The organism is Campylobacterota bacterium (genome assembly GCA_040752835.1).
Lineage (GTDB): Bacteria > Campylobacterota > Campylobacteria > Campylobacterales > Sulfurimonadaceae > Sulfuricurvum.
The window spans coordinates 647,082-671,961 of record JBFMGG010000007.1 but is presented as its reverse complement, the minus strand read 5'-3'; the positions used below and the strand labels follow the sequence as shown (position 1 = coordinate 671,961).

Annotated in this window: 29 protein-coding genes and 1 tRNA gene; 6 read left to right on the top strand and 24 right to left on the bottom strand. The window is 53.1% G+C overall.

The genetic code is table 11. The features are described from left to right. Nucleotides 1–382: 382 nt before the first annotated feature. From AB1763_09575 to flgL, 5 genes are all read right to left on the bottom strand, one after another. The gene (locus AB1763_09575; protein MEW5833071.1) at nt 383–871 is read right to left on the bottom strand and encodes a PAS domain-containing protein; all 489 of its coding nucleotides are present in this window, start codon (nt 869–871) and stop codon (nt 383–385) included. A 43-nt stretch (nt 872–914) separates the two neighbouring features. Beyond that, nucleotides 915–2,261, bottom strand: a complete 1,347-nt coding sequence (dbpA, locus tag AB1763_09570) for an ATP-dependent RNA helicase DbpA (protein ID MEW5833070.1) — start codon at nt 2,259–2,261, stop codon at nt 915–917. A gap of 73 nt (nt 2,262–2,334) precedes the next feature. Further along, nucleotides 2,335–4,944: a bifunctional aconitate hydratase 2/2-methylisocitrate dehydratase gene (acnB, locus tag AB1763_09565; GenBank protein ID MEW5833069.1), complete on the bottom strand. Its 2,610-nt coding sequence runs from the start codon at nt 4,942–4,944 to the stop codon at nt 2,335–2,337. 232 nt (nt 4,945–5,176) lie between these two features. Then, complete coding sequence (locus AB1763_09560; GenBank protein ID MEW5833068.1) at nt 5,177–7,633, bottom strand: DNA translocase FtsK; 2,457 nt, start codon at nt 7,631–7,633, stop codon at nt 5,177–5,179. Then, the gene (flgL, locus tag AB1763_09555) at nt 7,521–9,587 is read right to left on the bottom strand and encodes a flagellar hook-associated protein FlgL (GenBank protein ID MEW5833067.1); all 2,067 of its coding nucleotides are present in this window, start codon (nt 9,585–9,587) and stop codon (nt 7,521–7,523) included. Before flgL ends, AB1763_09560 begins: the two co-directional genes overlap by 113 nt. 157 nt (nt 9,588–9,744) lie before the next feature. Between flgL and AB1763_09550 the strand changes: the two genes are divergently transcribed. After that, nucleotides 9,745–9,830, top strand: a tRNA-Leu gene (locus tag AB1763_09550). Between the two features lie 288 nt (nt 9,831–10,118). Here the strand turns inward: AB1763_09550 and AB1763_09545 are convergent. The 3 genes from AB1763_09545 to AB1763_09535 all read right to left on the bottom strand — a co-directional run bounded on the left by AB1763_09545 (nt 10,119) and on the right by AB1763_09535 (nt 11,818). Next, nucleotides 10,119–10,895, bottom strand: a complete 777-nt coding sequence (locus AB1763_09545) for a DNA adenine methylase (protein MEW5833066.1) — start codon at nt 10,893–10,895, stop codon at nt 10,119–10,121. A 307-nt stretch (nt 10,896–11,202) separates the two neighbouring features. Beyond that, the gene (locus tag AB1763_09540) at nt 11,203–11,580 is read right to left on the bottom strand and encodes a hypothetical protein (protein ID MEW5833065.1); all 378 of its coding nucleotides are present in this window, start codon (nt 11,578–11,580) and stop codon (nt 11,203–11,205) included. After that, nucleotides 11,540–11,818: a hypothetical protein gene (locus tag AB1763_09535; protein MEW5833064.1), complete on the bottom strand. Its 279-nt coding sequence runs from the start codon at nt 11,816–11,818 to the stop codon at nt 11,540–11,542. The genes AB1763_09540 and AB1763_09535 overlap by 41 nt, the downstream gene beginning before the upstream one ends. A 75-nt stretch (nt 11,819–11,893) precedes the next feature. On the opposite strand from AB1763_09535, the gene AB1763_09530 reads away from it, so the two are divergent. Next, a complete protein-coding gene (locus tag AB1763_09530) occupies nt 11,894–12,124 on the top strand; it encodes a hypothetical protein (GenBank protein MEW5833063.1) in 231 nt (76 codons plus the stop codon). Here the strand turns inward: AB1763_09530 and AB1763_09525 are convergent. The 16 genes from AB1763_09525 to AB1763_09450 all read right to left on the bottom strand — a co-directional run bounded on the left by AB1763_09525 (nt 12,093) and on the right by AB1763_09450 (nt 21,952). Continuing rightward, complete coding sequence (locus AB1763_09525) at nt 12,093–12,362, bottom strand: hypothetical protein (GenBank protein MEW5833062.1); 270 nt, start codon at nt 12,360–12,362, stop codon at nt 12,093–12,095. The two genes, AB1763_09530 and AB1763_09525, sit on opposite strands and share 32 nt — an antisense overlap. 9 nt (nt 12,363–12,371) lie before the next feature. Then, nucleotides 12,372–13,316 carry a contractile injection system protein, VgrG/Pvc8 family gene (locus tag AB1763_09520; protein MEW5833061.1) on the bottom strand — a complete coding sequence of 315 codons (945 nt, stop codon included), beginning with the start codon at nt 13,314–13,316 and terminating at the stop codon, nt 12,372–12,374. Next, a complete protein-coding gene (locus AB1763_09515) occupies nt 13,310–13,510 on the bottom strand; it encodes a tail protein X (GenBank protein MEW5833060.1) in 201 nt (66 codons plus the stop codon). Before AB1763_09515 ends, AB1763_09520 begins: the two co-directional genes overlap by 7 nt. Continuing rightward, nucleotides 13,507–13,881, bottom strand: a complete 375-nt coding sequence (locus tag AB1763_09510) for a phage tail protein (GenBank protein MEW5833059.1) — start codon at nt 13,879–13,881, stop codon at nt 13,507–13,509. Before AB1763_09510 ends, AB1763_09515 begins: the two co-directional genes overlap by 4 nt. Next, nucleotides 13,878–15,680, bottom strand: a complete 1,803-nt coding sequence (locus AB1763_09505) for a phage tail tape measure protein (protein ID MEW5833058.1) — start codon at nt 15,678–15,680, stop codon at nt 13,878–13,880. Before AB1763_09505 ends, AB1763_09510 begins: the two co-directional genes overlap by 4 nt. 163 nt (nt 15,681–15,843) lie before the next feature. Next, nucleotides 15,844–16,116: a phage tail assembly protein gene (locus tag AB1763_09500; protein ID MEW5833057.1), complete on the bottom strand. Its 273-nt coding sequence runs from the start codon at nt 16,114–16,116 to the stop codon at nt 15,844–15,846. An 11-nt stretch (nt 16,117–16,127) separates the two neighbouring features. Continuing rightward, complete coding sequence (locus AB1763_09495; GenBank protein MEW5833056.1) at nt 16,128–16,631, bottom strand: phage major tail tube protein; 504 nt, start codon at nt 16,629–16,631, stop codon at nt 16,128–16,130. 10 nt (nt 16,632–16,641) lie between these two features. After that, on the bottom strand, nt 16,642–17,745 hold the full coding sequence (locus AB1763_09490) for a phage tail protein (protein MEW5833055.1): 1,104 nt from the start codon (nt 17,743–17,745) through the stop codon (nt 16,642–16,644). Further along, the gene (locus AB1763_09485) at nt 17,742–18,116 is read right to left on the bottom strand and encodes a hypothetical protein (GenBank protein MEW5833054.1); all 375 of its coding nucleotides are present in this window, start codon (nt 18,114–18,116) and stop codon (nt 17,742–17,744) included. Before AB1763_09485 ends, AB1763_09490 begins: the two co-directional genes overlap by 4 nt. Beyond that, on the bottom strand, nt 18,113–18,643 hold the full coding sequence (locus AB1763_09480) for a hypothetical protein (protein ID MEW5833053.1): 531 nt from the start codon (nt 18,641–18,643) through the stop codon (nt 18,113–18,115). Before AB1763_09480 ends, AB1763_09485 begins: the two co-directional genes overlap by 4 nt. Nucleotides 18,644–18,652: 9 nt before the next feature. Then, nucleotides 18,653–19,357 (bottom strand): phage tail protein, encoded by a 705-nt coding sequence (locus AB1763_09475; protein ID MEW5833052.1) that lies wholly within the window; start codon nt 19,355–19,357, stop codon nt 18,653–18,655. Then, nucleotides 19,358–19,924: a phage tail protein gene (locus AB1763_09470; protein MEW5833051.1), complete on the bottom strand. Its 567-nt coding sequence runs from the start codon at nt 19,922–19,924 to the stop codon at nt 19,358–19,360. Continuing rightward, nucleotides 19,917–20,984, bottom strand: coding sequence for a baseplate J/gp47 family protein (locus tag AB1763_09465; protein MEW5833050.1), 1,068 nt, complete (start codon nt 20,982–20,984; stop codon nt 19,917–19,919). Before AB1763_09465 ends, AB1763_09470 begins: the two co-directional genes overlap by 8 nt. After that, on the bottom strand, nt 20,981–21,262 hold the full coding sequence (locus tag AB1763_09460; GenBank protein ID MEW5833049.1) for a GPW/gp25 family protein: 282 nt from the start codon (nt 21,260–21,262) through the stop codon (nt 20,981–20,983). Before AB1763_09460 ends, AB1763_09465 begins: the two co-directional genes overlap by 4 nt. After that, nucleotides 21,259–21,735, bottom strand: a complete 477-nt coding sequence (locus AB1763_09455) for a phage baseplate assembly protein V (protein MEW5833048.1) — start codon at nt 21,733–21,735, stop codon at nt 21,259–21,261. The genes AB1763_09460 and AB1763_09455 overlap by 4 nt, the downstream gene beginning before the upstream one ends. Then, nucleotides 21,719–21,952: a hypothetical protein gene (locus AB1763_09450; GenBank protein MEW5833047.1), complete on the bottom strand. Its 234-nt coding sequence runs from the start codon at nt 21,950–21,952 to the stop codon at nt 21,719–21,721. Before AB1763_09450 ends, AB1763_09455 begins: the two co-directional genes overlap by 17 nt. Nucleotides 21,953–22,108: 156 nt before the next feature. Here AB1763_09450 and AB1763_09445 point away from each other — a divergent pair, with 156 nt between their 5' ends. The 4 genes from AB1763_09445 to AB1763_09430 are packed head-to-tail and all read left to right on the top strand — an operon-like array spanning nt 22,109 to nt 24,764. After that, entirely contained in the window at nt 22,109–22,549 is a 441-nt protein-coding gene (locus AB1763_09445; protein ID MEW5833046.1) for a hypothetical protein, read from the top strand. Next, complete coding sequence (locus AB1763_09440) at nt 22,546–23,400, top strand: phage protease (GenBank protein MEW5833045.1); 855 nt, start codon at nt 22,546–22,548, stop codon at nt 23,398–23,400. The genes AB1763_09445 and AB1763_09440 overlap by 4 nt, the downstream gene beginning before the upstream one ends. A 14-nt stretch (nt 23,401–23,414) precedes the next feature. Beyond that, a complete protein-coding gene (locus AB1763_09435) occupies nt 23,415–23,780 on the top strand; it encodes a head decoration protein (protein ID MEW5833044.1) in 366 nt (121 codons plus the stop codon). Nucleotides 23,781–23,789: 9 nt separating this feature from the next. Further along, nucleotides 23,790–24,764: a major capsid protein gene (locus AB1763_09430; protein MEW5833043.1), complete on the top strand. Its 975-nt coding sequence runs from the start codon at nt 23,790–23,792 to the stop codon at nt 24,762–24,764. The last annotated feature ends 116 nt before the right edge of the window (nt 24,765–24,880 follow it).

The window sequence follows — 24,880 nt, the reverse complement described above, 5'->3', positions numbered from 1 at the left end:
GAACTCGCCCTGCAATCCCTGGACGAGGATACGGCGGTGGAACTCGTCGCGGCTGGAGGCTTCGACGCTGGCGCGGATTTCACGGATGAATACTTCGGTCTGGTCGAGCATGTTGTTGGTGTTCCAGCACAGGTCGTTAAGTTCGCCCTGGTCGTGGATACCCGTGATCCGGTTTTCGAGGTCTCCTTTCTCGGCGCTTTTGATGACGGCCGCTACTTCATGGATGGTTTCCTGCGCTTTGCGGATATTGATGAAGACGAACCAGGCGAGGGCAAAGTTGAAAAAGTTGAGCAGGCGGACCCAGCTCCAGCCGTACAATACCATTTCCAATACCAGCGCGACGATAAAGAGGGCGATCGACGCGATATTGGCGTACTGGACTTTAGAGAGAGAGGATAAATTCGTCATACGACATTCCTTTGTCTTTGAGGATTTGGTTCAGTGCCGCTTCGGATGCGGCGATCCCTCCGCTTTTTTCCTTTTGAAGAAGAGCCGCGTAAAGAGGTTTGATCGCGTCAAGCGCTTTTTGGGTCGGTTTGCGGCGTACAGAGTGGTAATTGCTGATTTGGCGGCCGGCGTCGAACGAAGGGGTGACGTGGGCGAAAACCCAGTAGTAATCGCCGTTTTTCGTTTTGTTTTTGACGTAGGCGAAAATCTCTTTCCCCGCCTGGATACGGCTCCAGAGCAGTTTGAAGACGACGGCGGGCATCTCTTCGTGGCGGAGGATGTTATGGGGCTTGTGCATGAGCTCATGCTCCGTATAGCCCGACATTTTGATGAACAGGGCATTACCGTAGGTAATTTTGCCTTTAAGATCGGTCTTGGAAACGATGAATTCGTCTTCCCCGAACGTTAGCTCTTGATTGGCCATAAAAATCCTTCTTAAGCATTATAAATTATCATAATTGTCTTTATCAGTCTAACAGCCATAACCTGAAATTTCTCCCTTTTATGGGACGATTTTTGAGATTTTGGTAAATTTTTTCCCCGAGGGAGCGGGGAAGGGCGACGTAGCTCAGGTGATCGAGCTGATCGATCTTTCCAATCTGATCTTTGGTGAGGCCGCATTCGTGGATGAGAGCTCCGACGATGTCGCCGGGACGGAGTTTTTCTTTGCGTCCGGCATCGATGCAGAGGGTTTGCAAGGAGGTACGTAGGAGCCGTTTGGGCGACGCATCGATCAGGGGACGGAGCGGGAGATCGACATCGATCGCCCTCAAAGGGGTTTCGTCGTCGCAGAGGGTGATCGCAAGGCCGCTTTTCCCAGCGCGTCCCGTACGTCCGATGCGGTGAAGGTAACGTTCTTTCTGGGTCGGTACGTCGTAATTGATAATGGCGTCGAGGCCGTCGATGTCGATGCCGCGCCCGGCTACATCGGTCGCCACGAGGGCGGTCGCGCTGCCGTTGCGAAACTGGATGATCGCTTCGTTACGGTCGAACTGTTCCATGTCTCCGTGCAGGGCGAGCGCGTGGATTCCCATCGCGTTCAGCGCCGTACACAGCGCATCGGTCTGGATTTTCGTGTTGCAAAAAATCATGACGCCGTCCAGATCGTGGGTCGCCATGATCGAAGCGATCGCAGTGGGCTTGTCGGTACAGCGGTAGGCGATCTCTTCGATTCTGGGAACCTGAACGGGGCTTTCGGAACGGATAAAAACGGGATCGCTGATGATCGACGAGGCCAGCGAGAGGATTTCGTCCGGATAGGTCGCCGAAAAAAGAAGATGCTGCGCATTGCGCGGAACGTATTCCAAAATCGCGCCGATATCCTCGATAAATCCCATGTCGATCATGTGGTCGGCTTCATCCAGTACTGTCGTCTTGACCGCCGACAGCGAGAGGGCGTCGATCTGCAACAGCTTCAAAACCCGACCCGGCGTTCCCACGATAATATGGGCACCGTGCTTGAGAGAATGGATCTGGCCCCGCATCGGCACCCCGCCGCAGAGACTCAGGACTTTGACGTTACCGATTTCACTGGCGAGGGAGCGGACGGTTTTGGCGACCTGTTCGGCGAGTTCGCGGGTAGGACAGAGTAAAAGGGACTGGATTTCGAACCGTTTGGGATCGATTTTCTCCAGCACCCCCAAAGAGAACGCAAGGGTTTTTCCGCTTCCGGTCGCGGAACGGGCGATAACGTTTTTTCCTGCCAGGATGGGGGGAAGGGCATCGTTCTGGATCGGTGTCATGGCGGTAAAACCGAGACGTGCAAGGGCTTTGAAGAGCTGGGGGCGTAAGGGAAGGGAATCAAAAGGGGACATAGGTGTGCTTTGCGTACTAGATACGCCATTATAGCACATGCGGCCTCCCCTTTCGGGAGAGGAAACACGAGGATTAAACGGCTTTGATGGTGACGCCGTATTTTTCCTCAGCAACGTTACGCGCTTCGAGGTGGTAGTTGTTGATCTCGTTGAAGTTGAGATATTTGTAGACATCGTCTGCTTTTCCAGCCAATTTTTGAGGAACGATGCTCATGTACTCCGCTACGGTCGGGATACGTCCAAGAGCGGCACAAACGGCTGCCAGCTCTGCCGAACCGAGGTAAACCTGTGTCCCTTTTCCAAGGCGGTTGTCAAAGTTACGGGTAGAGGTCGAGAATACGGTCGATCCCTCACGGCTGGATGCTTGGTTACCCATACAGAGTGAACATCCCGGAACTTCCGTAGTAGCCGCTACCGCTTTATAGACATCGTAGTATCCTTCGTTGATCAGCTGTTGCTCATCCATACGGGTCGGCGGTACGATCCAGAATTTTTCAACGGCGATTTTGCTTTCGCCGCGCATCACTTCACCCGCCGCGCGGTAGTGACCGATGTTGGTCATACAGCTTCCGAGGAATACTTCATGAATTGCTTCACCCGCTACTTCAGAGAGCAATTTGACGTTGTCCGGATCGTTCGGGCATGCCAAAATCGGCTCTTTCACTTCGTTCAGATCGATTTCGATGATCGCCGCGTATTCCGCATCGGCATCCGGTTCCATCAATGTCGGATTGGCGAGCCACTCTTTCATTTTGTCCGCACGGCGCTGCAGGGTGCGCGCATCTTCGTATCCGTCTTTGATCATCGCTTCGATGAGGGTGACGTTTGATTTTAGGTACTCGATTACCGGCTCTTTGTTCAAACGGACGGTACATGCCGCCGCCGAACGCTCCGCCGATGCGTCGGAGAGCTCGAACGCCTGTTCGACTTTCATATTGGGCAGACCTTCGATCTCCAGAACACGTCCGTTGAAAATGTTTTTCTTCCCTTTTTTCTCGACGGTCAAGAGCCCTTGCTTGATCGCGTAGTACGGGATCGCATTAACAAGGTCGCGCAGGGTGATACCCGGCTGCATCTCCCCTTTGAAGCGGACCAAAACAGACTCAGGCATTTCAAGCGGCATAGAGCCGGTAACCGCTGCAAACGCAACGAGACCTGAACCCGCGGGGAAGCTCACACCGATCGGGAAACGGGTGTGAGAGTCACCGCCCGTCCCGACCGTGTCAGGGAGAACCATACGGTTCAACCAGCTGTGGATAACCCCATCACCCGGACGCAGTGCTACACCGCTGCGGGTAGAGATGAACGCCGGAAGGGTAGCGTGAAGTTTCACGTCGGATGGTTTCGGATAGGCTGCCGTGTGACAGAAAGACTGCAACACGAAATCGGCTGAGAACCCGAGAGCCGAGAGCTCTTTGATCTCGTCGCGCGTCATCGGTCCGGTGGTGTCTTGGCTCCCTACGGTGCTGGTGATCGGCTCACAGTACATACCCGGGCGTACACCCTCCATGCCGCACGCTTTACCCACCATTTTCTGAGCAAGGGTATACCCTTTGCCGGTATCGGCCGGTTGGATCGGTTGAGCGAAAATGGTAGCGGGTGCAAGGCCCAGCGCCGCACGTGCTTTAGCGGTCAGTCCGCGACCGATGATGAGCGGGATACGTCCCCCTGCACGCACTTCGTCTTCGATGGTGTTCGGACGGAGGCTGAACGTAGCGATTTGGGTACCGTTTTTCGTAATGGTTCCCGCTTTGGTGTCGATGTCGAGGACATCTCCCGTCTCCATTTGGGTTACATCGGCTTCGATCGGCAATGCGCCGGAGTCTTCACAGGTTGCAAAGAAGATCGGTGCGATGATGCCGCCGATGACGACGCCCCCGGTACGTTTGTTCGGGATACCCGGGATATCGTCACCCATGTGCCACTGGACCGAGTTGGCTGCCGATTTACGGCTTGATCCGGTTCCGACGACGTCACCGACGTAAGCGATTTGCATCCCTTTTTGTTTCAGTTCGGCGATTTTGGCGATACCTTCAGGCATTTTGGCCGAGAGCATCGTTGTCGCGTGAAGCGGGATGTCGGAACGGGTGAATGCCGCGCTTGCCGGTGAGAGGTCATCGGTATTGGTTTCGCCCGGGAATTTGAAGACGACGACGCTGAATTTTTCGGCCAGCGGTTTTTTGCTGGTGAACCACTCGGCATCCGCCCATGACTGGAGAACTTCTTTGGCGTATTTGTTCGTTTTGGAAAGTTCGACGACGTCGTTGAACGCATCGTACACGAGGAGCGTGTGTTTGAGCTGGTCGGCCGCTTCCTGTGCCAGGGCGTCGATGGAAAGGGCATCGATCAGAGGTTTGACGTTGTATCCGCCCACCATTTTCCCAAGGATACGGATGGCGGCGATTTTATGATCTACGCTGTCGATGTCGCCCGAATCGGCAAGAAACGCTTTTTCCTGCCCCTGAACGACCTGGTGGAGGAACGCCGCTTTGACGTGAGCACCGTCGTCAACGCCGGGATTGACACGGTTGGCCAGCATATCGACCAGCTCGGCGTTTTTTGATGTTTCCGCTTTGATCAGTTCGATCAGTGCGGTTACCTGCTCTTTTGTGAGTGGAAGAGGGGGGATACCCTGTGCGGCACGCTCCGCAACGTGCGCTTTGTATTCGTCCATAAAAGCCATGGTGACTCCTGTGTCTGTTAATTTTGAGTCATTATATCAGGAAAAAAAATCGGTTTTTTGCAAATGTTACAAATATACCCATTTATTTTGAAAAATGCTCTTTATTGTGTTTATTTAGGTAACACATTGATTCGACAAAAAAGGTCGGCCTATAAAACGATTCGTTGAAAGTAGGTAAAAAAGTTACATCTGATGTGGAGAGTAAGAGAGCAGGAAGCGATCCCGCAAGGGATCAGAAAGGATCGTCGGTGATGATGTCGCGGTTGCCTTTGGCATTGGGAGCGGAGAGGATGCCGTTGTTCTCGAGCTGCTCGATCAGGCGGGCAGAACGGTTGTAGCCGATCTGCAACCGGCGCTGGAGATAGCTGATCGAGGTTTTTTGCTCGGAGAGGACAATGCTTTTCGCCTCTTCGTAAAGTTCGTCGAGTTCTTCGTCGTTTCCTCCGCCTGCACCGGGAGAGGAGGCATCGTCGCTCTCGCGCAGGAAGCGGCGGTCGTAATCGGGTTCGCGCTGGGCTTTGAGGAACTCGACCACTTTTTCGATTTCGGTTTCGGTACTCCACGGTGCGTGCAGGCGGACCAGACCGCTCATTCCCGGAGGGGTGAAGAGCATGTCCCCGCGCCCCAGCAACGATTCGGCCCCCTGTCCGTCAAGGATGATCTTACTGTCGATTTTCTGGCCCACCTTGTAGCTGATGCGGGAGGGGAGGTTGGCTTTGATAAGCCCCGTGACGACGTCGACGCTCGGACGTTGGGTCGCAACGATCAGGTGGATACCGCTGGCACGGGCCATTTGCGCGAGGCGGGCGATCGAGTATTCGACATCCTTGCCGCTGGTCATCATCAAATCGGCGAGTTCGTCGATGATGACGACGATGTAGGGGAGCGGCTCGTACCCTTCTTTTTTCGCTTTTTCGTTGAAGTTCTCGATGTTTTTGGTGCGCGTTTCGCTCATGAGTTTGTAGCGCCGCTCCATTTCGTACACCATATTGCTCAGCGCCGCGATCGCTTCTTTGGGCTTGGTGATGACCGGCGTCAAGAGATGGGGGATGTCGTTGTAGATCGAAAATTCGAGCATTTTCGGATCGATCATCATCAGTTTGAGCTGGTCGGGGGAATTTTTGTACAGGAGGCTCAGGATCATGGCGTTGATCCCGACGCTTTTGCCGCTTCCCGTCGTTCCGGCGATGAGAAGATGGGGAAGCTTTTTGAGATCGGTGATAAAGGGTTTTCCGACAATGTCTTTGCCCAGTACCAGCGTCAGCGGGGAGGCCGCCTCTTTGAACAGCTGGCTTTCGAAGAGTTCGCGGATGTAAATGGTCTCGACGCTTTTGTTGGGGATTTCGATCCCGACGACGTCTTTACCCGGAATCGGGGCCTGGATGCGGATCGTCTGTGCCCGCAACGCCATTGCCAGGTCATCCTGAAGCCCCAGTATTTTCGAGACTTTGATGTTGGCGGCCGGTTTGAACTCGAACGTCGATACCACGGGGCCGGCGTAGGTGCGTACGACGTCGCCGTCGATATTGAAATGTTTGAGCTTCTCGATCAGGTCTTTGATCTTGTCGTCGAGTTCCGCTTCGTCGATGCCGCTTTGCTTTTTGGGGGGATTCTGGAAAATATCGATGGGCGGGAGCTTGAAATTCTTGGGTTTTTCGGTCACTCCCCGGTCGATCTGTTCGAGCAGCATTTTGTTTTCTTCGAGTTCATCGACGACGATAGCCTGCTGTTTGGACTCTTTGACTTTTTTGGCCATGGTCAGGATCGTCGATTCTTTCGGACGTTCCGCCGCCGCTTCGGGTACGGCCTGCAGGAGCGGCTGGGAGGGAACCTCCTCAGCTACGGTTGCGAGGCGCTCCGCACTTTTTTCGGCAACGGTCGGCTGAGGCGACGGCTCCGCTGCAGGCCAAACGGCATTTTCGACTAGAGGCTCCTGAAATACCGGGATTGTCGGAACGTCATCCGATACGTCGTCGAAGGAAGGGGAAACCGTAAAGCCGCCGGCTGCTTTTTTATCGAGAGATTTGGGAGAGGTAAGCGGTTTTTCCATGTATTCTTTGAGCGGTTCGGCCAGTTCCGCGAGGCTCTGCTCCATGACGACGATGACCGAGACGGCGACAATCATCAGCCACAGGACCCACAATCCGAACGTTCCGATGTAAACGCCCAGGAAATCGACGATGCTGCCTCCGAAGGCACCGCGGTAAGGTCCCTCGACCACGAGCGCCTGAAAAAAAACGAGGGCGAAGAAAAGCAGCGCGAAAATCCCCGCCATTTCAAGCCGACGATGAAGCCCGCCGTCGTATTTGTGCCAGTAAAAGAGGGGGACCATCAGGAGAAGGAGATAGGTATAGGCGACGTAGCCGAAAATATGGATATTGTAGGCCGCAAACGATGCCCCGTATGCACCGATGATCGATGCGCTGCCGATAATCGTGGCGATGCCGAGATAAAAAAGGATGCCGAATCCGGCAATAAATAACGTATCGCGTAAAATGGGATGTTCCTTACCGAGGATCTGAAAAGTAGGCTGATTATAGCAAAAAAGGGGAGAAACCCCGCTTTTTTGACATAGTTTAGAGATAGTTGACGAGCGAGAGTTCGGAGACTTTCGAGATACTCGAGAGCATCGCCTGGTAATTGAGCTGCAACTGTTGCATCCGCAGATGCGCTTCGGCGATGTCGGTATCGATGACATCGGAACGGAGCGTTGTCGCGCTCATGATCAGAATTTCGGTCCGTTCAGACGCTCCGAGCAAGGTTTGCGAGTAAGTTCCTGCCTCCGTTTGCATCCGGGTCGTATGTTCGGTAATGTCATCAAGCATGGCGATCGCTTCCTCGATCCCTACGTTTCGGGGATCAAGGCCGTCCGTGCCGTCCGATCGGTATTTGCCCTGTTCGACAGACTGGATGATCTCTTCTAAGCGGGCAAAAAAATCGGTTCTCGGATCACGTACCGTCAGGGCGCTGTTGGCGTTAAAAACCAAAGAAGAACCACTGTTGGTTGTGGTGTCGGTGGCGGGATAGGTGTCGGAAGTATTGTCGTACAGCGAAACTGCCGCCTGCGTATCGGTATAGATTTTATCCTTGACCACCATCCGTCCGGCATAGTCGAGAGTGGTCGATGATCGTAAGTTTGCGGTAGTGATCGCCGCATCGTAGGCTGCTGCGGTATTGGCAGCGGGTAACGAGCCGCTGACGGCCATATTGACAACATCGAGAAGCTGCTGATAACTCATCGTATCGGCGTCTGCCGCCGTTCGTGCCGTATCCGCGTTGTAAATATTGAATCCGGTGATGGGAACCCCTCCAACCGTTCCGCTTACCGAAGAGGCGGCGGTTAGATTGATTTGAAGGTCGTATGCTACGCCGTAGATATTTTTCCCCTGCAGGTTCAGCGTCGTTCCGATAAGCGTATTCGTAGCGGAATCGACCCCGGCGACATCGAGTAGCTTGGTCGTCGGCTGCGCTACGGAATTATCCGATTTGACGATTTGCGGGACGTTGGAAATCAGGCTCGCACCGTCTTTGACAAAGTTGGTACGGTCGTAATTAATCCCTTCGATGGTGTTGGCCGTTCCGGTAGGGGTGGAAAAACCGCTGCGGGTAAATTCTTTTACAAAAATACTGTTTGGCGGTCCACCTGCGGCTGCCGCAGCAGCGAAATCGGTCGTTCCAAGCTGCAATGCGTCGATATCGGTAACATCGGCGGCACCGCTTCCGCTTAAATCGACCGCCCCGACCATGTGAAAATCGAGTTGGCTGGAACCTTTGAAACGGTCGACGATTTGGATCTGTCCACCGGAATTGAGAGTTATCTCTACCTGGTCACCCTGCGGGTTGGTCTGATTGGGATCGTATGCGAGAGCAATTCGTTTCAGCAGGTCATCGACCGTTTCGTTCGCATCCATTTCGATCGCCGACTTGAATGCGGTTCCGTCGCTTCGTGTTCCGTTGATGTAAAAATAAGAGGGTTGGCTCATCGCCCCGGTGGTATCTCCCATTAAATCGGCAATGGTACTGGAAGGAGTGATCGCACTTTGATCCGCGGCGAGCAGCTGTTCCATGTTGGTCACAACCGTCCGGTTGACGTATTTCTCTTCTCCGAGAAACAGCTGTGCCCCGGTCAAGTTGTATTTTTGTGTCAAACCGGTTCCCATAAACGATTCAAGATTCTCGTCATTACCCTGATACGTTCCGTCCTGACTGATAGGCTGAGTCGTCGTCGCGCTTCCGGAAAAGAGAAACTGACCACCGATAGAACTGTTCGCCAGCGAAATCAGATTGGTCTGGAGCCCCCGAAGCTCTTTGGCAATAGCCTGCAAACTGATGTCGGAATGGATTTCATTGGCCGCGTGAAGCATCTTTACTTTTACTTGTTCGAGTTTTTCGACGATCTGCCCGATCGTCGAGTCGGTCTGGCTCGAAAATTTATAACCGTTATCGACACTCTTTTGAACCTGGACCAACGTCGTGATTTCACTGTCCAGACGTAATGTATCGACGAATATCGTAGGATCTTCATGCGCGTATTGAATTTTCAGACCGGAGGAAATCTGTTTCGTTACATCGAACATCTGACGATTGGCTTTATTGTGCTCACCGTAAATATTATTGTAGAACGAAGAAGATGTAACGCGCATTTGAATACTCCTTGATTGGATCTGCTTCTGCCCTTAAGCAACAAAAGTTCCATTTACCAATATCGGCAAAAACGCAAATCGGATTAGGGAGTGTCCCAAATAGTTTTTTACTCAGGTTTAAGCAAAGCAAACCTATAATTCCACCTCTTCACAGCATGCCAGTGTGGTGAAATGGTAGACACGACGGATTCAAAATCCGTTGGCAGCGATGTCGTGGCGGTTCGAGTCCGCCCACTGGTACCACTGATTCAGCCTATTTTGTGGGCTTCCCGAACAACTTCTTTTTTCCTTGTGCCCAAATCGAGCCCAAACGGATCATATTTTTCCTCGATTTTTTGTACAACCTGTACAACCGATTTTAAAATGATAGTAATTTGAATTTAAAATGAAAGTACGCGCACATAAAACCGCTTTTTAGACTATTTTTACTGTCATTTCAAATTCAAATAACAAAAACTATAATGACAGCCTTTTGAGATCAAAACACTTTCATTTCAAATTCAAATCGTAAATTATTAGAGGGCGTTCCCCCTAATAATTCGAAATAAACACCTCCCGAACCTCTTTCTTCTGATGTGCTCCTCGAAGGGTGTAATCGATCGGCTTGCTCGATCGGATGTTCATGTCAGCATAGAGTCCCAGCACCAGATCGCAGTCGTTGTAGCTCAAGAGAAACTTACCTTTGATACCGTGAAGCAGCTCGGACAGTTGCCGGTGTTCCGCTTCGCCGAACCCTCCGGTATGCTGATAGTAGCTCTCGGTCGACACGTAGGGAGGGTCGCAGTAGAAGAAGGCATCATCGGCATCATACGTCCGGACCAGCCGGTCGAAGCTCATGTGCTCGATCGTGACAAATTTCAACCGGCGCGACCATTGGCCGAAGTCCTTGTAGATGTCTTTGGGACGTCTGCTCTTGGCGCTCATGGCGAACGTCGTCCCTTTGGCTCCGAAGCTCTGGGTGAGCAGGTAATAGTAGAATGCTGCGCGCTCGATGTTGTTGGTCGGTTTCATGCGCCCGGAGAGAATATCGGCGAAGACCTCTCGGCTGATCAGCAGCCGGTTGAGACACGTCGACAAGGATTGCGGATTTGTCCGTATGATCCGATGGAGATTGATCAGCTCGCCGTTGATGTCGTTGACCACTTCGGCTATGCGGGATGAGGCGGGGGAGGGTTTTCGGTAGAGGACGTTGAGGGCTCCTCCGAACACTTCGACGTAGAGGCGATGCTCTGGGAACATGGCCACGATATCGTCGGCAAGTTTGGATTTGCCCCCAATCCAAGCGAACGGGGCTTTGAGACGCTGCATAAGATTCCTTTGCGCCGTGTCATATTTTCACGGCCAATCTAAGATACCGGACATAATTCCGGTACCGCAGCTATCTTGAGGGGGTAGGGGCGGTCTTTTTTATCTGCAGACTTCGCCGTTATTCTTCAGCTCTTCCGCATACTTGTTTTTCGCTTCGATGTTTTTGAGTACCTTGTTATGTACGCATTTGTACCGCTTTGCTTTATCGTCTTTCGGGCATGGGGCGTTGTCCATCACCGGCTCCGGTGTATAGGGAGGTACGCACCGCTGCGGAACTGGAACGATCGGCTTTGGATCGGCACACCCGCTAATACTGATAGCTATCAAGAGCATCGACAAGATCGTCACACGTAACATTGCTTTCTCCTTGTTTCCATTGGTAGATCGCCATCACCCGGTCGTGGTACCGGATCTGCACCCGGCTGTTTTTGTCCTGGGCGATCTTGAGATTGTTTTCATGGTCGACACGGTTTGTATCGATCATTTGAGACTGAAACGACAGGGCCGTTTCGATCCCTTTGCGGGTCTCCACCTCCGTGGCCATCTCCGCATCCTTCAGACGCAGTTCCGCTTTGAGCAGAAACACCAACACCGCCATGACCGCCACGGCGATCGCCAGAAACGCACATAGCCATAAAACGGCTTTACCAATAGCGGTACCGGCCAGCTGATTTAACGCCCCCATATTGTCCTCCGTATTTCCAAATTTTGACCGAATAGTCGTAGTTGATCTCGCAGTTCGAGACACATTCTTTTTTACCGGACGGATAGGTGAAGCAGCTCTGGCCGCGTTTGCAACTTGCCTTTGCTTTTTCCCAGTTCTCGCCCCCGGCGCGGTTAATCTCTTTGAGCACCAGACCGCCGCCGTTGTAGACCTGGTATGTCACCCACAGCCCATACTTCGGAACCCACATCTGCCGCATCAGGATCGCCTGCGCTTTGAGCTGATCGCCGATTGCATCGAGTGAGCGGATGCCGTGCTTTTGCAGGGTGGCCTTATGCCACCGCCATGTGATCTGGGGCAGACCATGCGACCCAACCCCGTCATAGCTCAGGACGTTGCGGCACCCGGACTCCTGCACCAGTTGGCCGACGCCGTACTGGTACGGGTAGTCGACTCCGAACTGAGTCCAGTGCGCCCGGCGCACTTCCTGGACGTAGGACTGGCACCGAGAGATCGAACCCCCGGCGAACAGCTCAACCGCCAAAAGCGTAACAAAGAGGAATGACCGCATAGAGGACGATTCTCACGATGTGTTCCGGACGAAACGGATCTTTCCAGTCCACCGGTTTAAAAAGGATCTTTCCGGCGGCATGCGCGTGCAGGATACCGACAGATACCAGGACGATTTTTACTCCGAGCAGCTGCATCGCCGGAGGCATGGCCATATAGACCCCGCTGAAAAATACCCAGAGCAGTGCGATCGAGATCAGTATCTCCGGGGCGATTCGTTTGATTTGTTTCATTGTTTCTCCTTAATTTTCAAATTCCACGTTGACCGTGTACCCGCCATCCCCCCATGAGTGGCGCACCTGCTTGACCCCGAACGACGTCGGCCACCCCGGTGGCAGGTTGGGCAGATCGATCTTCGCCCCGGCGATCACGTTGATCCCTTCATGCTCGAACCCCCCGCGAACGTTGCCACGGTTGGAACCTTCGAGTTTGGCTTTTGCCTTAATCCGTGCATCCGCCTCATCTTTGAACGACCCCCGAACCTTCAATACCGGTTTCCCGGAGCCCACAGTGACCCGCTTGGTCTTGTTTTCCTTCGTACTGTGCCACGACGCTACCGCCGATCGGTAAACGGTCTTGTCCAGCGTCTCGAGCCAGAGCCCTTTGGTCTGTTTGGCATCGATAGTGAGCACCGGAAGCTCCGATTCCTGATCTCCCCCTTTTTTCGGTCGGAAGAGAATCGTGTTGTTTTTGATCGCGAACGTTGCCCCCAGCTCACGTGCAAGGCGGCGCATGAATACCAGATCGCTTTCGTTCGTCTGAGCCTTGTGGGTATAGGTGTGTTTCGGGAAGCTGTTCTTTACGCTCAGGCCGTGTCTGGCCGCGATTTTCCCGAGTATCTGCTGGAGCGTGGCGTTGTCGTATGCGGTCGTGCGTTTCTCTTTGATATCGCTTCCGAAATCGACCGGAGTCGCCGTCACCTCTATCTCCATCGTCTCGTAATCGAGGCGGGACTTGAGGACGCTGAATGACCCGATATACCAGAGGTCGTGGGCATACCCGAGCCACACCTTCAGCACGTCTTTGAATGATGGGGGGGTGAAACTTTCTCCCTGGAATTTGATCGAAAATCCGTCTGCCTCGTTGTCGATGTCATCGGTATAGTCGATACCGATCAGATACTTCCTCAGCTGTTCGGTCACATCTTTGCCGTTGGCCGTAATGCGAAAATCGGGGATTTTTACCATAGACTTACCCCTTTCTCTTCCGGGGTGGCCGTTTCGATATCCGGCAGATAGACTTTGTCTCCATCATCCAGGATCGTTTTTTTCATGAGATGTACATTGGCCATCATCACTTCGTTCATCACATCCAAAGTACCGTAGTAAGCGTAAATGATGCGGTCGAGACGGTCGCCATGAGTCGCTACGGTGTGTTTCATGACCGGACCCTTTTGAGATCGATCGAAAATTCGACGCGCAGAGATTTTCCGTCTTCGAGGAATACCGATCGGTCTTCGCTGATCTTTGTGATCTTGAAGTCTCCAAGAACGTCGCCGTACCCCATGATAAAGGGAACCGCCTGTTTTTTATTGGCGATCGCTTCGAGAGCGGCCAGCGGCTTGAGTCCGCTTCGGAGGGTGATATGGCTTCCCGATAGGCTGATCTCCTCCGTATCCTTACCGACGCTCTGCGATCCTTCATAGTTCTGCGCCTTCGGGATCTCCGCGAAGCTATAGCTGAGAGAGCGGCTCAGCCGGTCGAAATCATTCGTCCGGATATCAAAGGCGAAATCGCCGATCATTGCCATCATGAGTAGCTCCGGTCTTTTTTGTCATTCGCTTGTCGGGCCATCGCTTTGCGCACCTGCTCATCGATCTGCTTCTGGGTGGCTGCGGCGTGTTCTTTGGAAGTAAAATTCGGGTTTGTGATATTGACGTTCACCGTGTTGCTTGTTCCGGCTTTTTGTGCCACTCCACGCACCGCTGCTACCCTTGGATTCGGTGTTCTTTGAATGGGGGCAGCGTCATTTTCTCCGAAAAAACTTTTAACTTTTTGAATCGTTGATCCGACGGTTTGGATCTTTTTGTCAAACCACGCAAACAGATTATTGAACCAACTTCCGATCGAGTTGATCATATCCGCAAAGAACGCTTTGATAGGGCCCCAGTATTTGTAAATCAGGAATGCTGCCGTTGCAATCCCGGTGATTGCCAAGCCTATTGGGTTAGTGAGCAAAAAAAGCCCTACTGTTTTTACGGCTCCTCCTACAAATAAAATCGCTTTACTCAACAGGGTCGCTTCACCAGCTGTAGTAAGAAACAATGCTTTTGTCATGGCAAAGGATCTACCCAAAACGCTTACCGCGATCAGCGTACTACCTGCTGCGAATGTAACTGCAGTAAGCCCTACGACGATCCATGACAGACCCTGTGTCAATATGGGGTGTTCTTTTGAAAAGTCGGATATTGATGAGGTGGCGTTATTGAGCCAACCGGTCATACTCTTTAAGCCTGGAGCAACGCTCTCTCCCATGATTGCAAAGAGGTTGCTCATCGTACCTTGGAACGCTTCCCACATATTCCCGAGCGTTTTTGACGAATTGGCTACACGCGTATTTAGGTCTGCCTGCTCCTGCATCTTTTTATTGAATGCCTGCAACCCCGATGTTCCGTTTTGGATAAGAACATTGGCCATCCCTGATGCTTCACCTTTACCGAAAATGGATTCGATAATGTTCAGCCGAGCAGTATCGCTTTTGATTGCTTTGAGTTTCTCGAGCTCTTTGATCATATTGGCCGTCCCTTTGAAATTTCCGGATGCATCGGTAAAATTGAGTTTTATGCCCAATGCATCGAGATCTTTATTTCCTTCGTAGGAAACGGCGCTTTTGATGATGTTCCCCAGGTTGGTACCTACCGTCTCTCCAGAGAAACCGGACTTGATCAGCATCCCGATCAGAGGCTCGACGTCGCGAGCCGCTTTGAGCCCTGTCATCCCGAGCCCTTTCATCGTGGCCCCGATCTTCGAGAATGCGAAGCTCATTTCGCCTACCTGAACTCCCATGTGCGAGAGGCGCTGGATATCATCGATAAAAGGGAGCAACTCCTGATCGGCGATACCTAGGGCCTCTTTGAATTTTGCGGTTGCTGTTGCGGCTTCTTCATAGGGGATTTTCAGAACGACACCGAGATATGCTGCTGATTGCAAGGCACCCCCGATGATACTTTTTTCTTCGACTCCGAGCGCTTTAAGCGAGGAAGCCATCTGATAGAAATCGGCAGTGGTTCCGGGAAGTGCATTTCCGAGTTGCATGGCCTGTGCATCGATCTGTTTGAAATAGGAGCCGACGCTCCCGTCTGATTTCATAAGGGTGTTTTCGAGCTGCGTCCGAGCGTTTTCGAGATCGGCAAACGAGCTGATGACGGTTTCACTCATTCCACGCGTGGAGGCACTGATCGCAGTTAGCCCTGTTCCCCATTTAGAGGTAGTTGTATTGAATGATTCGAGCTTCGAAGTGACTTGTCCAACACCCGAATTTAATTTCGAGAACATGGGGGAGAACATATCTTTTGCAGTAAGGACCAGCCCCAGTGACAGCATTCTTTCCATGATATATTCTCCTTTCTGTTTATTTACAGGCTATGTTTCGATAAACGTTCGGTTTCTTCCAGAAAAGACATGAACGTCGTCATGTCCATCCCAAGCATATCTGCATAGCCAAAATGAAGCCAATGGCCAAGTGTCGCCATGCCAGAGATGCACTCTTCCCGGCTTAGAACAAAAAATGGTTCAGCGCCGCCTGCAGTCGACTGTAATCTTTGAGCTTCATCCCTTTGATTTCGGCAGGCGTTTTCATGCTCAGATTCGCAATGAACGTGATCTCGTTCTCGGCAGCACTACCCATCTTGCTTGCAGTGATTTGATCCTGAACCGTCGGCTCACGCATGACTACTTTTTCTCCGCCTGAAAGAGTTACCTCTTTGCCCCCGTCCGGAAGCGTTTCGATAAACTCATCGTATTTTTTGAAATGCTCTTCATTAAACATTGATCACCCCTTTACTGAATATGAGCGCGAAGCTCTGCGAAAAGATCTACTCCGTCGATTTCGCACATCAGGTTTTTGACATCGATATCAACCACTTTTTTGCCGCCGATTTCTTTGCTGTAGGCTTCGACTGCGATTTCGAGCGTTTGCTCCACCTCTTTGCCGCGATCGGGGATCTTGTCCTCCAGGACTTTGACTTTGCCTTTGATGGTGATCAGCACAGGGATCTTTTCCGAGCCCTGTACGATGGAACCTTTGCAAAAGAATGTCGGGGCACTCCCGAACTGTTTCGCGGCGGCGGCATACGCTTCGGAGTTGTACTCGTTCAGCGTAATTTTCGAGCTCATCGCCTTGATCAGCGGAACGACTTCTTCCATAGCGATCGCTCCGTCGCGTTCATTGGTCAGAAACTCGATTTTTGGTTCTTCCATCGTTTTGCTGACTCCGAGATTCCCGATCCCTTCGATCAGGATGTTCATGTCACGCCATACCTGGCGCTCTTTGACTGATGCCATACTTTACTCCTTACCCGTTGATGATGGTGAGCAGGACGTCGCTGTAATCGTCGACGTAGACCAGCTCGATGTTGAGTTCGCGGATCGTTGGCATATCCTGGAACCGGACCGTGAGAAAAAACTGACCGTTTGTAACGGTGGCTTTCGTGTTCTTCTCGGTATCGAAGAAAACCTCGAATCCCAGAGCGACACCTGCACCTTTGAGGCCGCGCATGAACTCTTCGATCGATTTTTTGACATACAGCAGCTCGTCAGCCTGACGGTCGCGTGCCCATTTGGCAGCCTGCATCATGGCCCGGAGCATTTTGTAGAACGTCCGGACGCGGTTGAGCGGCTGCCAGATTGGGTCGATATCGGTCGTTTCGAATCCGTAGGTTCGCCATCCCTCGTCGCGCACGACCGAGGCGATACCCGCTTGGCGCAACCGGCGAGCCTCACAATCCTGTCCGTCCGCGTAATCGATCAGGCGGGTCGTGGAGCTGACCCCTTTCATGACGCGGTTTGAATGCGACTCTGCCCACCCGAAAGCACTCGCGCCGTCATAGTAGGCGATCAGACCGGCCCATCCGGCAGAACCTGCCACCGATCTGCCGTTGATGGTGACCTCTTCGGGACCGACCAGCAACACGAACCGGGTCCCGAAGTTGGCCTTGAACGCCAAAGCTTCGGTTTCGTTGGCCGCAGTTACATCCACGATCGCCGTCGCCCAAAGGCGAGTAGCCATCGCATCCATAGCCGTCGCAACGGTGAGGGTGCCGGACCATTCCGGGCATACGATCAGATCGGGGCGGTATCCCGTCACACTGTAGGCATTTCTGAGTGCATCCACCCCAGCGATCATGGCAGCGGCATCAGCCGTCACCGAATCGATCGCGTAGACGATGATCGGGCAGGTGGTAGCCTGCGCATCGATATCTTTGAGGGCGTCCAGAAGCGTTCCCTCCGTTGCACCCGCATACGCCGTAATGGCCGTTTCGGCAGAGCCGTAAAAGTTCATCCCCTGCGGTCCGGAATCGGTAGTCGCTACGATCGCGATCGGAGTCGACGAAGCGACCGTGATCGCACGTGCCGCAGCGACGCTGATATCCCCGTTAATTCCATAGTTGAGACTCATTGTTTGTTACCCCCTTTGATTTGGTAATTTTTTTCTTCACATGCTTCCGATCGGTGTTTTTGCGATTCCCACTCCCAGCTTTGTTTGCAGTGGTTCTTCCCGAACAAAAGATCGATAAATCGCATGAACACCGTGGCGTGCCGGTTGCCGGTCGTGTGCAATACATACGTCCAGCTGCTCACGGTCCAGTCTTCTTTAGCGTACAGTATCGATCCTCCCGCCTGGTCAAACCCGATCGCGATCGTATGGAAGTACTCCCGGATGGATTCGCGGCGGTAGAGTTTCCGGACCGTGTTGGCCGCGATCGCGGGCAGAGTTACAATCCCTACGACGGACAGTGACAACAACATCAGAAAAAGTGGGCGGATCATGACGGCATCACCCAGATCCGGGCCTGCTCCATCCCGGCAAGCCGCATCGCTTCAGTCAGTTCTGCGCGGGTGGCCTCGATGACGCTATTGTCGGCGAGTATCCACGGGATCGTATCGGTGTCTGTCATGCCAAGGATCGCACGGCTCATCCGTGTCTGGCTGGTTTCGTCGCCATCGAACGTGTTGCCGGATGCCGTAGTGACTTTGATCGCATCAACCAATGCCTGACGGGCGGATTTAAACACATTCCGATCAAATGCGGCTTTCAGTTCGGCATCCTCGACCCACACCCACGAAGCTTCATTCCATAAGCTGTATTCGTTTGGCTGTTCCGGTTTTTCTTTGGGAGCCTCACGGTACTCCCATGCTGTTCCGTTCCAGTAGATTTCAAAGCCGTCCTTGGCGATAGGCGGTGCCTTATCCGTCGCTAGGGCCGGGATCAGGTACGTATCTGGTTCGAGTGGGGATGGATCAGCTTTTGAGATCCCTGCGAATTTTCCGTTTTCTTCATAATTGTAGATTTCCATAGGAACTCCTTAATATTTGATGCATGCAAGCATGGCGATATTGCGTGGGCGCGTTTCTGAACCGCCTGATGATGTAGTTGTAGCCCACGCACCCAATGATGATCCAGATGAAGCAGCTACACTGGTAACAGCTGGTACGTTACCGTATAGCCCAAGGTTGTGTGAGTGCGACTGGATATCTCCTGATTGTGAACTACCAAATGCACGACCGCTATCCACGCCTCTGCCATCATCCCATCCGCGCAGAAACTCTCCACGCAAATCAGGCAGTTTGAATGTAGTCGACCCATCTCCAGCACCGAATGTAGTACCGATAGCAGCAAACAAAGCCGCATAAGCAGTTCTCGATACCAACGCTCCATTGGCTTTGATCCAACCGCCAGGAGGAGTGCTCTGAGCAAAATAGCAAACAGTACCGGCAGGCACAATCTCATTGTGAGTATGCTCAGTTGGTTCAGCTGTGATCGTAATATCAGATGATCCGTCGAAGTTGACCCCATTGATCTTCCGCGCTGTGGTAAGCGTGTCTGCCTTCAAGGCAGATACCTCCCCGTTGAACAGGTCTGTGAATAGTTTTTTCAGCCATGCGGTACGATTTGCCAGTTGTTTCGTCGGAACGTTATCGATACCATTCGGGCCTCCGATTAGCGGATCGGTTGTTTCCCATTGGTAAATGCCTTCTTCCCATACTTCTGCTTCATCTAAATAGGCCATTTATGCAGCTCCTCTGTTATAAGTTCCATTACGGAAAAAAGTTCCGTTGCGTGTAAGCGCTGCGATCGTATAGTCGATACGGATCAATCTCGATCTGGCAGGGGCTACACTCTCCATCAGTTTGCGAAGCTGAAGCCCCTGGGCATTGGATATTGCCCGGCTTGCAACAATGACAAACTCGGCCCAGTGTGAAGCATAGCCGCGCTGCACACTCCCGTCTCTGAATACAATACCGTCATGTTTATATTGGAAATCCCCTTCTGTGATACGGCCATATTTGTCGATAACGTTGAGTGCCTGCTTGACAGACCACAGCGTTCCGCGTCTGCGTTTGATCATCGGGAATGCCGCGATGATCGCTCGGTGTTCTTCTTCGGTGATGTTCTGCCACCAGTACTCTACGCCGTAGTATTTCCCGACCGCAAACAAGAACCGAGCGTCGCATGTCATGGGATCGTGCAGACGTCCGGTCCATAGACTGCCCATGATCCGCTCAAATACCGCCTCGCATATCAGGTCGAGCTTTCTCTCCCGGTCGGTGTAGTGTTGGGGGATCAGATTAGCCAACGGACACCTCCACGGTGGTCGGGATGGCGACCTCGTCCTCTCCGCATCCGACGGTTGCCGCCGGTGAGCTTACGCTGACATCCTCGACCCCGTCCACCGAAAGGGCCGCGATAATCATCCCGATCGTGACACTCTTGCCGATCCCGATCGCCGATAGCCGCTCTTCGAGTCTGGATTTCGCCTCGGCCAGAGTTGTTGCGGCGTCGACATCCGGCGATACGGAAATCACCACAGCCACCGTGTAGTTGATGATCGTAGCCGCACGGACATTGACCGTATCGTTCAGCGGTCTGTGGATTTCTGCAGAAACTGACGATTCGACCCTACTGAGCATCGCCGCATCCACACCGACAAGACTATGGACTACGACTTCGACCTCTCCGGGCGTGATCCGGTAGACATGGACGTCGTCGATTCGCGCATCGGACTGGCGCGCCCAGTACTTGTAGCTCTGAATGCTTCCTGCCGTAGTAAACTGCTCGTCCGCCAGGGCGATCAGGGCTCTTAGCGCTTCATCTTCCATAGGGTTTGAACCGTTGGCGTAGGGGGTGAGCTGTGTGGTCGATGACAAATACGCCTTCGGCACCATCGTAGACACCACGGTCGCATCCGATCCTGCCGTATAGATCTGCAGTTCGACAATCCCGTCTGCCTCAGTCATCCCGGCGCCGATCGTGACATCCGCGAGTAGTTCGGCCGTGGACCCGTCGGTATTGACCAGGACAAGACCGGCTTCGAACACATAGGCGGATGGAAGCGTCGTGTTCAGCGTGAACTTGACCGTAGCGGTAGGCTTGGCCCCTTTGTCCCGCTTAATAAAAAATTCGGCAGCGTGGAAGTCCAGGTACTCTCCCGTCGCCGTCTGCCAGAAACTCTGGCGCACCAGTTCGTTTACATGGGTGCGAAGCTGCAGTTCCCGGTAGCTGAACGTACCGATGAGCGGCATCGTGTCATCCGATTCGTTCGGAATGTACTCTGGCACGTTTGTCTGGTGGATTGCCACCAGCTCGCTTTTGATCTGATCGAAAGTTTTGATCTCACACATCGGAGGGATGTTCATGCCACAGCCTCCCCGGTGAGCGCGTCACCGTTTGATAGCGTCAGTGTAAATCCGAATACCCCGTTGACCGCATCGAGAGATGTCAGCTCTGCTTTCGTAACTTTGACGTTTTCCCACTTCTCGATCGCCTCTTTGCAGTATTTTGCAAACAGCAGCCGCGTTTCCTGAGTGAGACCGCGATCGCGCAGCCGGTAGAGTTCCGATCCATACGTCGGCATACCTACCCGTTCGCCGAGCCGTGTCGTCAAAATACGGGTGATGCGCTGTGCGAGATTCATGCTCGTGCCGCCCCATCTGTTGTAGTGAAGTTGGTCAAATCACCTCTGGAGTCGGTGATCATGCCGCTGACGGCGAGGTTGCCGTTAATTTTTACAATAGGAGCCGTGATCGAAACATCCCCCGGGTTCGATATGTCCATCGTCCCTGCTTGGGTATCGACCGCCACCCGTGCTCCGTTGTGCCACTCGATGATCGTCGTATGGGAGTTGGCACCGTCGGGTTCTTTGCACGATTTGTTGTAGATCGATCCCTCGGCATGGCCGCTGTCTCCCTCACCGAAAGGAGAAACGACCTCGACCTGCTCGCCGATCTGCGGCGGGATCCATATTTTGATGTAAGACGATGCCTTCATCTTGTAAGGGATCCAGTCGGTAATGCGCTCGTCGATCTCGACACGTACAAGCGCACGGCCTTGCGGATCTACCGATACGATGGTTCCGTATTGGATCAGGTTTTCAGTCTCGTTGGACATGGTTCCCCCGTCTGAGCAGGTGCTTCCGGACGACTTCGGCGCTGGCCGATTCGAATACGATCGCTTCGAGCAGCTCGATCTGTTTTTGCTGGTCAGTGATGATCGTCTTGAGCTGCCCGATCTGGGTCTCCTGATTTCGGATCGTTTTATAAAGAGGGATCACGATGAATACCATCGCGAAATTGAGCAACGGCATCATCTGACTCAGGAGTTCCATTCACGCACCTTTTTTTATGGTCGCTGCAATGATGCCCCTAAACCTTTCCGCTTTTCTATTCAACTCCTTTTTTCAGGAACCGTGCTCCGGTACGTGAGTCGCGCAGCGTGACGCACAGGAGGTACGATACGCCATCATTTCAGAAAAAGGGCGCACGTGATCGCTACGTTCCAGTCGGCACTGATTGAACATCTGCAGGCCACCGGTCTTAATGTCAAAGAGTACTTCGGAGAATTCGACCGTCCCGAACAGGCCAAGATATTCAAAACGTTCCTGCCCGGAGTCATGGTCGATTTCGTCGAGGCCAAACCCGATGAGCTTTACCGCGAAAACGTCACTTTTTCTTTATATATAGCGCACGTCACCTATTCGGCGCAGGAGCAGCTGCGCAGCGAAACGAACGTCTCGCTCCTGGACTACATCTTCGGGATCCGCCAGTCGCTGATGCGCGTGTCGGTAGGGGGCTCCGATCCCATTAACGTGATCAAGTACAAAAAAATATTCGATGCCGCCAAAGATTCCGCCTACCTGAACGTCTACCTCATGACGATCACCGCCACCCTGTACAACCAAACCATAAACGAGGAGATTGCATGAACACCCCCGTGCTGATCGTACTGTCGGGTCCGACCGAAAACCTGGTCGTCCTGAAAAAATCACTGGAAATTACCTCCGATTCGCCGTGGATTAAAATCGGCGTGACCGGAAAATGGGACGGCCACAGCAGCGGAACGTTCGAGATGAACCAGAACATTTTCGAGCAGATGGTCTCCAACTACGAACGTGCGGCGATCGATATCGTCGTCGACTACGAACACCAGACCCTCTGTGGCGTTACCGCTCCGGCATCCGGATGGGTCAAAAAAGACCCCGTATCGCTCAAGGCCGAGAACGGAGAGCTCTGGGCAAAGATCGAGTGGACCGAAAAAGCGGCCGCACACATCGCGGCCAAGGAATACCGCTACCTCTCCCCGGTGTTCGCTCCGAACACGCTCGCGCAGACGGACGGCAGCAACATCGGGTGGACGCTCCATTCGATCGCGCTGACGAACAAGCCGTTTCTCGAAGAGCTCGGAGAGGTGCGGCTCAACAAACTCACACAGACCAACCACGAAAAGGAGGAAGGGACCATGACAAAAGAAGAAGAGGAGGCGCTCAAGGCGGAGAACGAAAAGCTCAAGGCCGACAACGAAGCGCTCAAAGCCGAAAACGAAAAACATGCTGACGCTCAGGCGGAAGGAAAAGTGGAAGCGGCGATCGCCGCCAAAAAACTGCACCCGGATCAAAAGGATCACGCGCTGAAAATGTGCAAAAGCGACCCGGAGGGGTTTGACGCGTTTATCGCTTCGGCAAAGCCGATGATCCAGAAGCCCGAAGACGACATGTTCGATAACAAGCAGCACGGTTCAAACGGAAACGATACCTATATCGATCCGACAAAATTCTAAAAAAAGGATAGGAGATGTTCAAAGCAAATCTCGGTACCAACACTTTCGACGACAAACCGATCATCGACCGCACCCATCCGGGTGTCGTCGTGGCGGGATCGTTTGCCGCAGCTCAGGGCCTACTTCCCAAGGGGCTAATCGTAGCGCTTGACGGCGCGGGGGCGTATGTTCCATATGATCCAGCCGCAACGGATACGACCAAAGTTCCCAAAGGGGTTCTGGTTGAGGAGATCGATACCGCCGAAACCACCGTCGCCGGTGTCGTTCGGCATGGAACCGTCGTGGCCGAAAACCTTCTCGTAGGTGATGCCACTGCCACTGCTGCGGCCGCCGCTGCAGATATCTCGGCGCTTGCCGACATCACGATCTATGCCATTTAAGGGGGCAACATGCTGAAAAAACTTTTTACCCAGACGGCGATCGCCCATGCGATCAAAACATTGCCGGAGATCAAGTCCCCGGTCATGGACACATTCTATCCGGCGGCGTCGCGCACGACGCACCCGTTTTCGATGATCGGGATCGACGAGATCTCCGAGACGGTCAAAGCGGTGCCGGTCGTCCGACGCGGAACGGCCAGTATCAGCGTCGGGGGCGGATCACGCTCCCAAAGCTATATCGAGCCGCAGCCGATCGACGTCAACAGTTTCGCAGGGGCCAAAGACCTGAACGATCTCAAGCTGCTCGACAGTGCTGGGCAACAGGCCTATGTCAATGCAAAAATCGACTTCATCCGCAAAACGGTCCGCGCTACAAGCGAAGCGCTCTGTGCCCAGTCGCTCAGCGGAAAGATCAGCTACGCGATGAAAACCGAAGCGGGGATGGACACCTATGAGGTCGATTTCGGAGCCGTCGCAACCGCAACGATTACGGAGAAGTGGGATGCCAGTACGACAAAACTTGATCACATTTTGACCCACCTGATGGATATGGCCGAAACGATCGAGACGGCAGGATTCGGCAGCAACGTCGAGTTCTATGCGGGTAAAACGGCGTTTTCCAAAGTAGCTGCGCTGGTAATTGCCCTGGGCAACGACACCCGAATCGAGGCCAAAGTCGACGGCAACGTCATCAAGCTGGGAGGATACACCATCACCCGCATGGCAGCGACGTACTACGATCCGAAAACGAAAACCTACAAAAAAGCGATCGACGACAAGTTCGTCCAGGCGGTGGGCAAAGACGCCGCGTTCGGGTTCAAATATCTTGCGATCGACGATCTCGATGCCGGCCTTCAGGCGATGCCGATTTTCATCAATCCCAAAAAGGTGGACGATCCATCCGGTTGGAAGATCATGGGGCAATCCAAGCCGCTTCCGATCCCAGTTGTCAAAGCGATGGTCAAGGCTCAGGCTATCGCCTGATTCCGCTCCCCTTTTCGGGGACGGCACGAAAACAGCTCTAAAAACGATTTAAGACTTAATCCTACTCATTTATCGCGGAAAAGTTTTAAATCGTTTTTACGCGATTTTAAACACCA

Bases quoted from the DNA above. Each gene is read 5' to 3' on its own strand.
- AB1763_09490 (MEW5833055.1), bottom strand. From the start codon at position 17,745: ATGAGTCTCAACTATGGAATTAACGGGGATATCAGCGTCGCTGCGGCA.
- AB1763_09500 (MEW5833057.1), bottom strand. From the start codon at position 16,116: ATGTTTAATGAAGAGCATTTCAAAAAATACGATGAGTTTATCGAAACG.
- AB1763_09505 (MEW5833058.1), bottom strand. From the start codon at position 15,680: ATGGAAAGAATGCTGTCACTGGGGCTGGTCCTTACTGCAAAAGATATG.
- dbpA (MEW5833070.1), bottom strand. From the start codon at position 2,261: ATGTCCCCTTTTGATTCCCTTCCCTTACGCCCCCAGCTCTTCAAAGCC.
- AB1763_09460 (MEW5833049.1), bottom strand. From the start codon at position 21,262: ATGAATCTCGCACAGCGCATCACCCGTATTTTGACGACACGGCTCGGC.
- AB1763_09515 (MEW5833060.1), bottom strand. From the start codon at position 13,510: ATGAAACACACCGTAGCGACTCATGGCGACCGTCTCGACCGCATCATT.
- AB1763_09535 (MEW5833064.1), bottom strand. From the start codon at position 11,818: ATGCGGCAGATGTGGGTTCCGAAGTATGGGCTGTGGGTGACATACCAG.
- AB1763_09495 (MEW5833056.1), bottom strand. From the start codon at position 16,631: ATGGCATCAGTCAAAGAGCGCCAGGTATGGCGTGACATGAACATCCTG.
- AB1763_09450 (MEW5833047.1), bottom strand. From the start codon at position 21,952: ATGGAACTCCTGAGTCAGATGATGCCGTTGCTCAATTTCGCGATGGTA.
- AB1763_09530 (MEW5833063.1), top strand. From the start codon at position 11,894: ATGCCACCGCCATGTGATCTGGGGCAGACCATGCGACCCAACCCCGTC.
- AB1763_09520 (MEW5833061.1), bottom strand. From the start codon at position 13,316: ATGGTAAAAATCCCCGATTTTCGCATTACGGCCAACGGCAAAGATGTG.
- acnB (MEW5833069.1), bottom strand. From the start codon at position 4,944: ATGGCTTTTATGGACGAATACAAAGCGCACGTTGCGGAGCGTGCCGCA.
- AB1763_09435 (MEW5833044.1), top strand. From the start codon at position 23,415: ATGTTCAAAGCAAATCTCGGTACCAACACTTTCGACGACAAACCGATC.
- AB1763_09510 (MEW5833059.1), bottom strand. From the start codon at position 13,881: ATGATGGCAATGATCGGCGATTTCGCCTTTGATATCCGGACGAATGAT.
- AB1763_09480 (MEW5833053.1), bottom strand. From the start codon at position 18,643: ATGGAAATCTACAATTATGAAGAAAACGGAAAATTCGCAGGGATCTCA.
- AB1763_09455 (MEW5833048.1), bottom strand. From the start codon at position 21,735: ATGTCCAACGAGACTGAAAACCTGATCCAATACGGAACCATCGTATCG.
- AB1763_09475 (MEW5833052.1), bottom strand. From the start codon at position 19,357: ATGGCCTATTTAGATGAAGCAGAAGTATGGGAAGAAGGCATTTACCAA.
- AB1763_09465 (MEW5833050.1), bottom strand. From the start codon at position 20,984: ATGAACATCCCTCCGATGTGTGAGATCAAAACTTTCGATCAGATCAAA.
- flgL (MEW5833067.1), bottom strand. From the start codon at position 9,587: ATGCGCGTTACATCTTCTTCGTTCTACAATAATATTTACGGTGAGCAC.
- AB1763_09545 (MEW5833066.1), bottom strand. From the start codon at position 10,895: ATGCAGCGTCTCAAAGCCCCGTTCGCTTGGATTGGGGGCAAATCCAAA.
- AB1763_09430 (MEW5833043.1), top strand. From the start codon at position 23,790: ATGCTGAAAAAACTTTTTACCCAGACGGCGATCGCCCATGCGATCAAA.
- AB1763_09440 (MEW5833045.1), top strand. From the start codon at position 22,546: ATGAACACCCCCGTGCTGATCGTACTGTCGGGTCCGACCGAAAACCTG.
- AB1763_09540 (MEW5833065.1), bottom strand. From the start codon at position 11,580: ATGGGGGCGTTAAATCAGCTGGCCGGTACCGCTATTGGTAAAGCCGTT.
- AB1763_09575 (MEW5833071.1), bottom strand. From the start codon at position 871: ATGGCCAATCAAGAGCTAACGTTCGGGGAAGACGAATTCATCGTTTCC.
- AB1763_09525 (MEW5833062.1), bottom strand. From the start codon at position 12,362: ATGAAACAAATCAAACGAATCGCCCCGGAGATACTGATCTCGATCGCA.
- AB1763_09485 (MEW5833054.1), bottom strand. From the start codon at position 18,116: ATGATCCGCCCACTTTTTCTGATGTTGTTGTCACTGTCCGTCGTAGGG.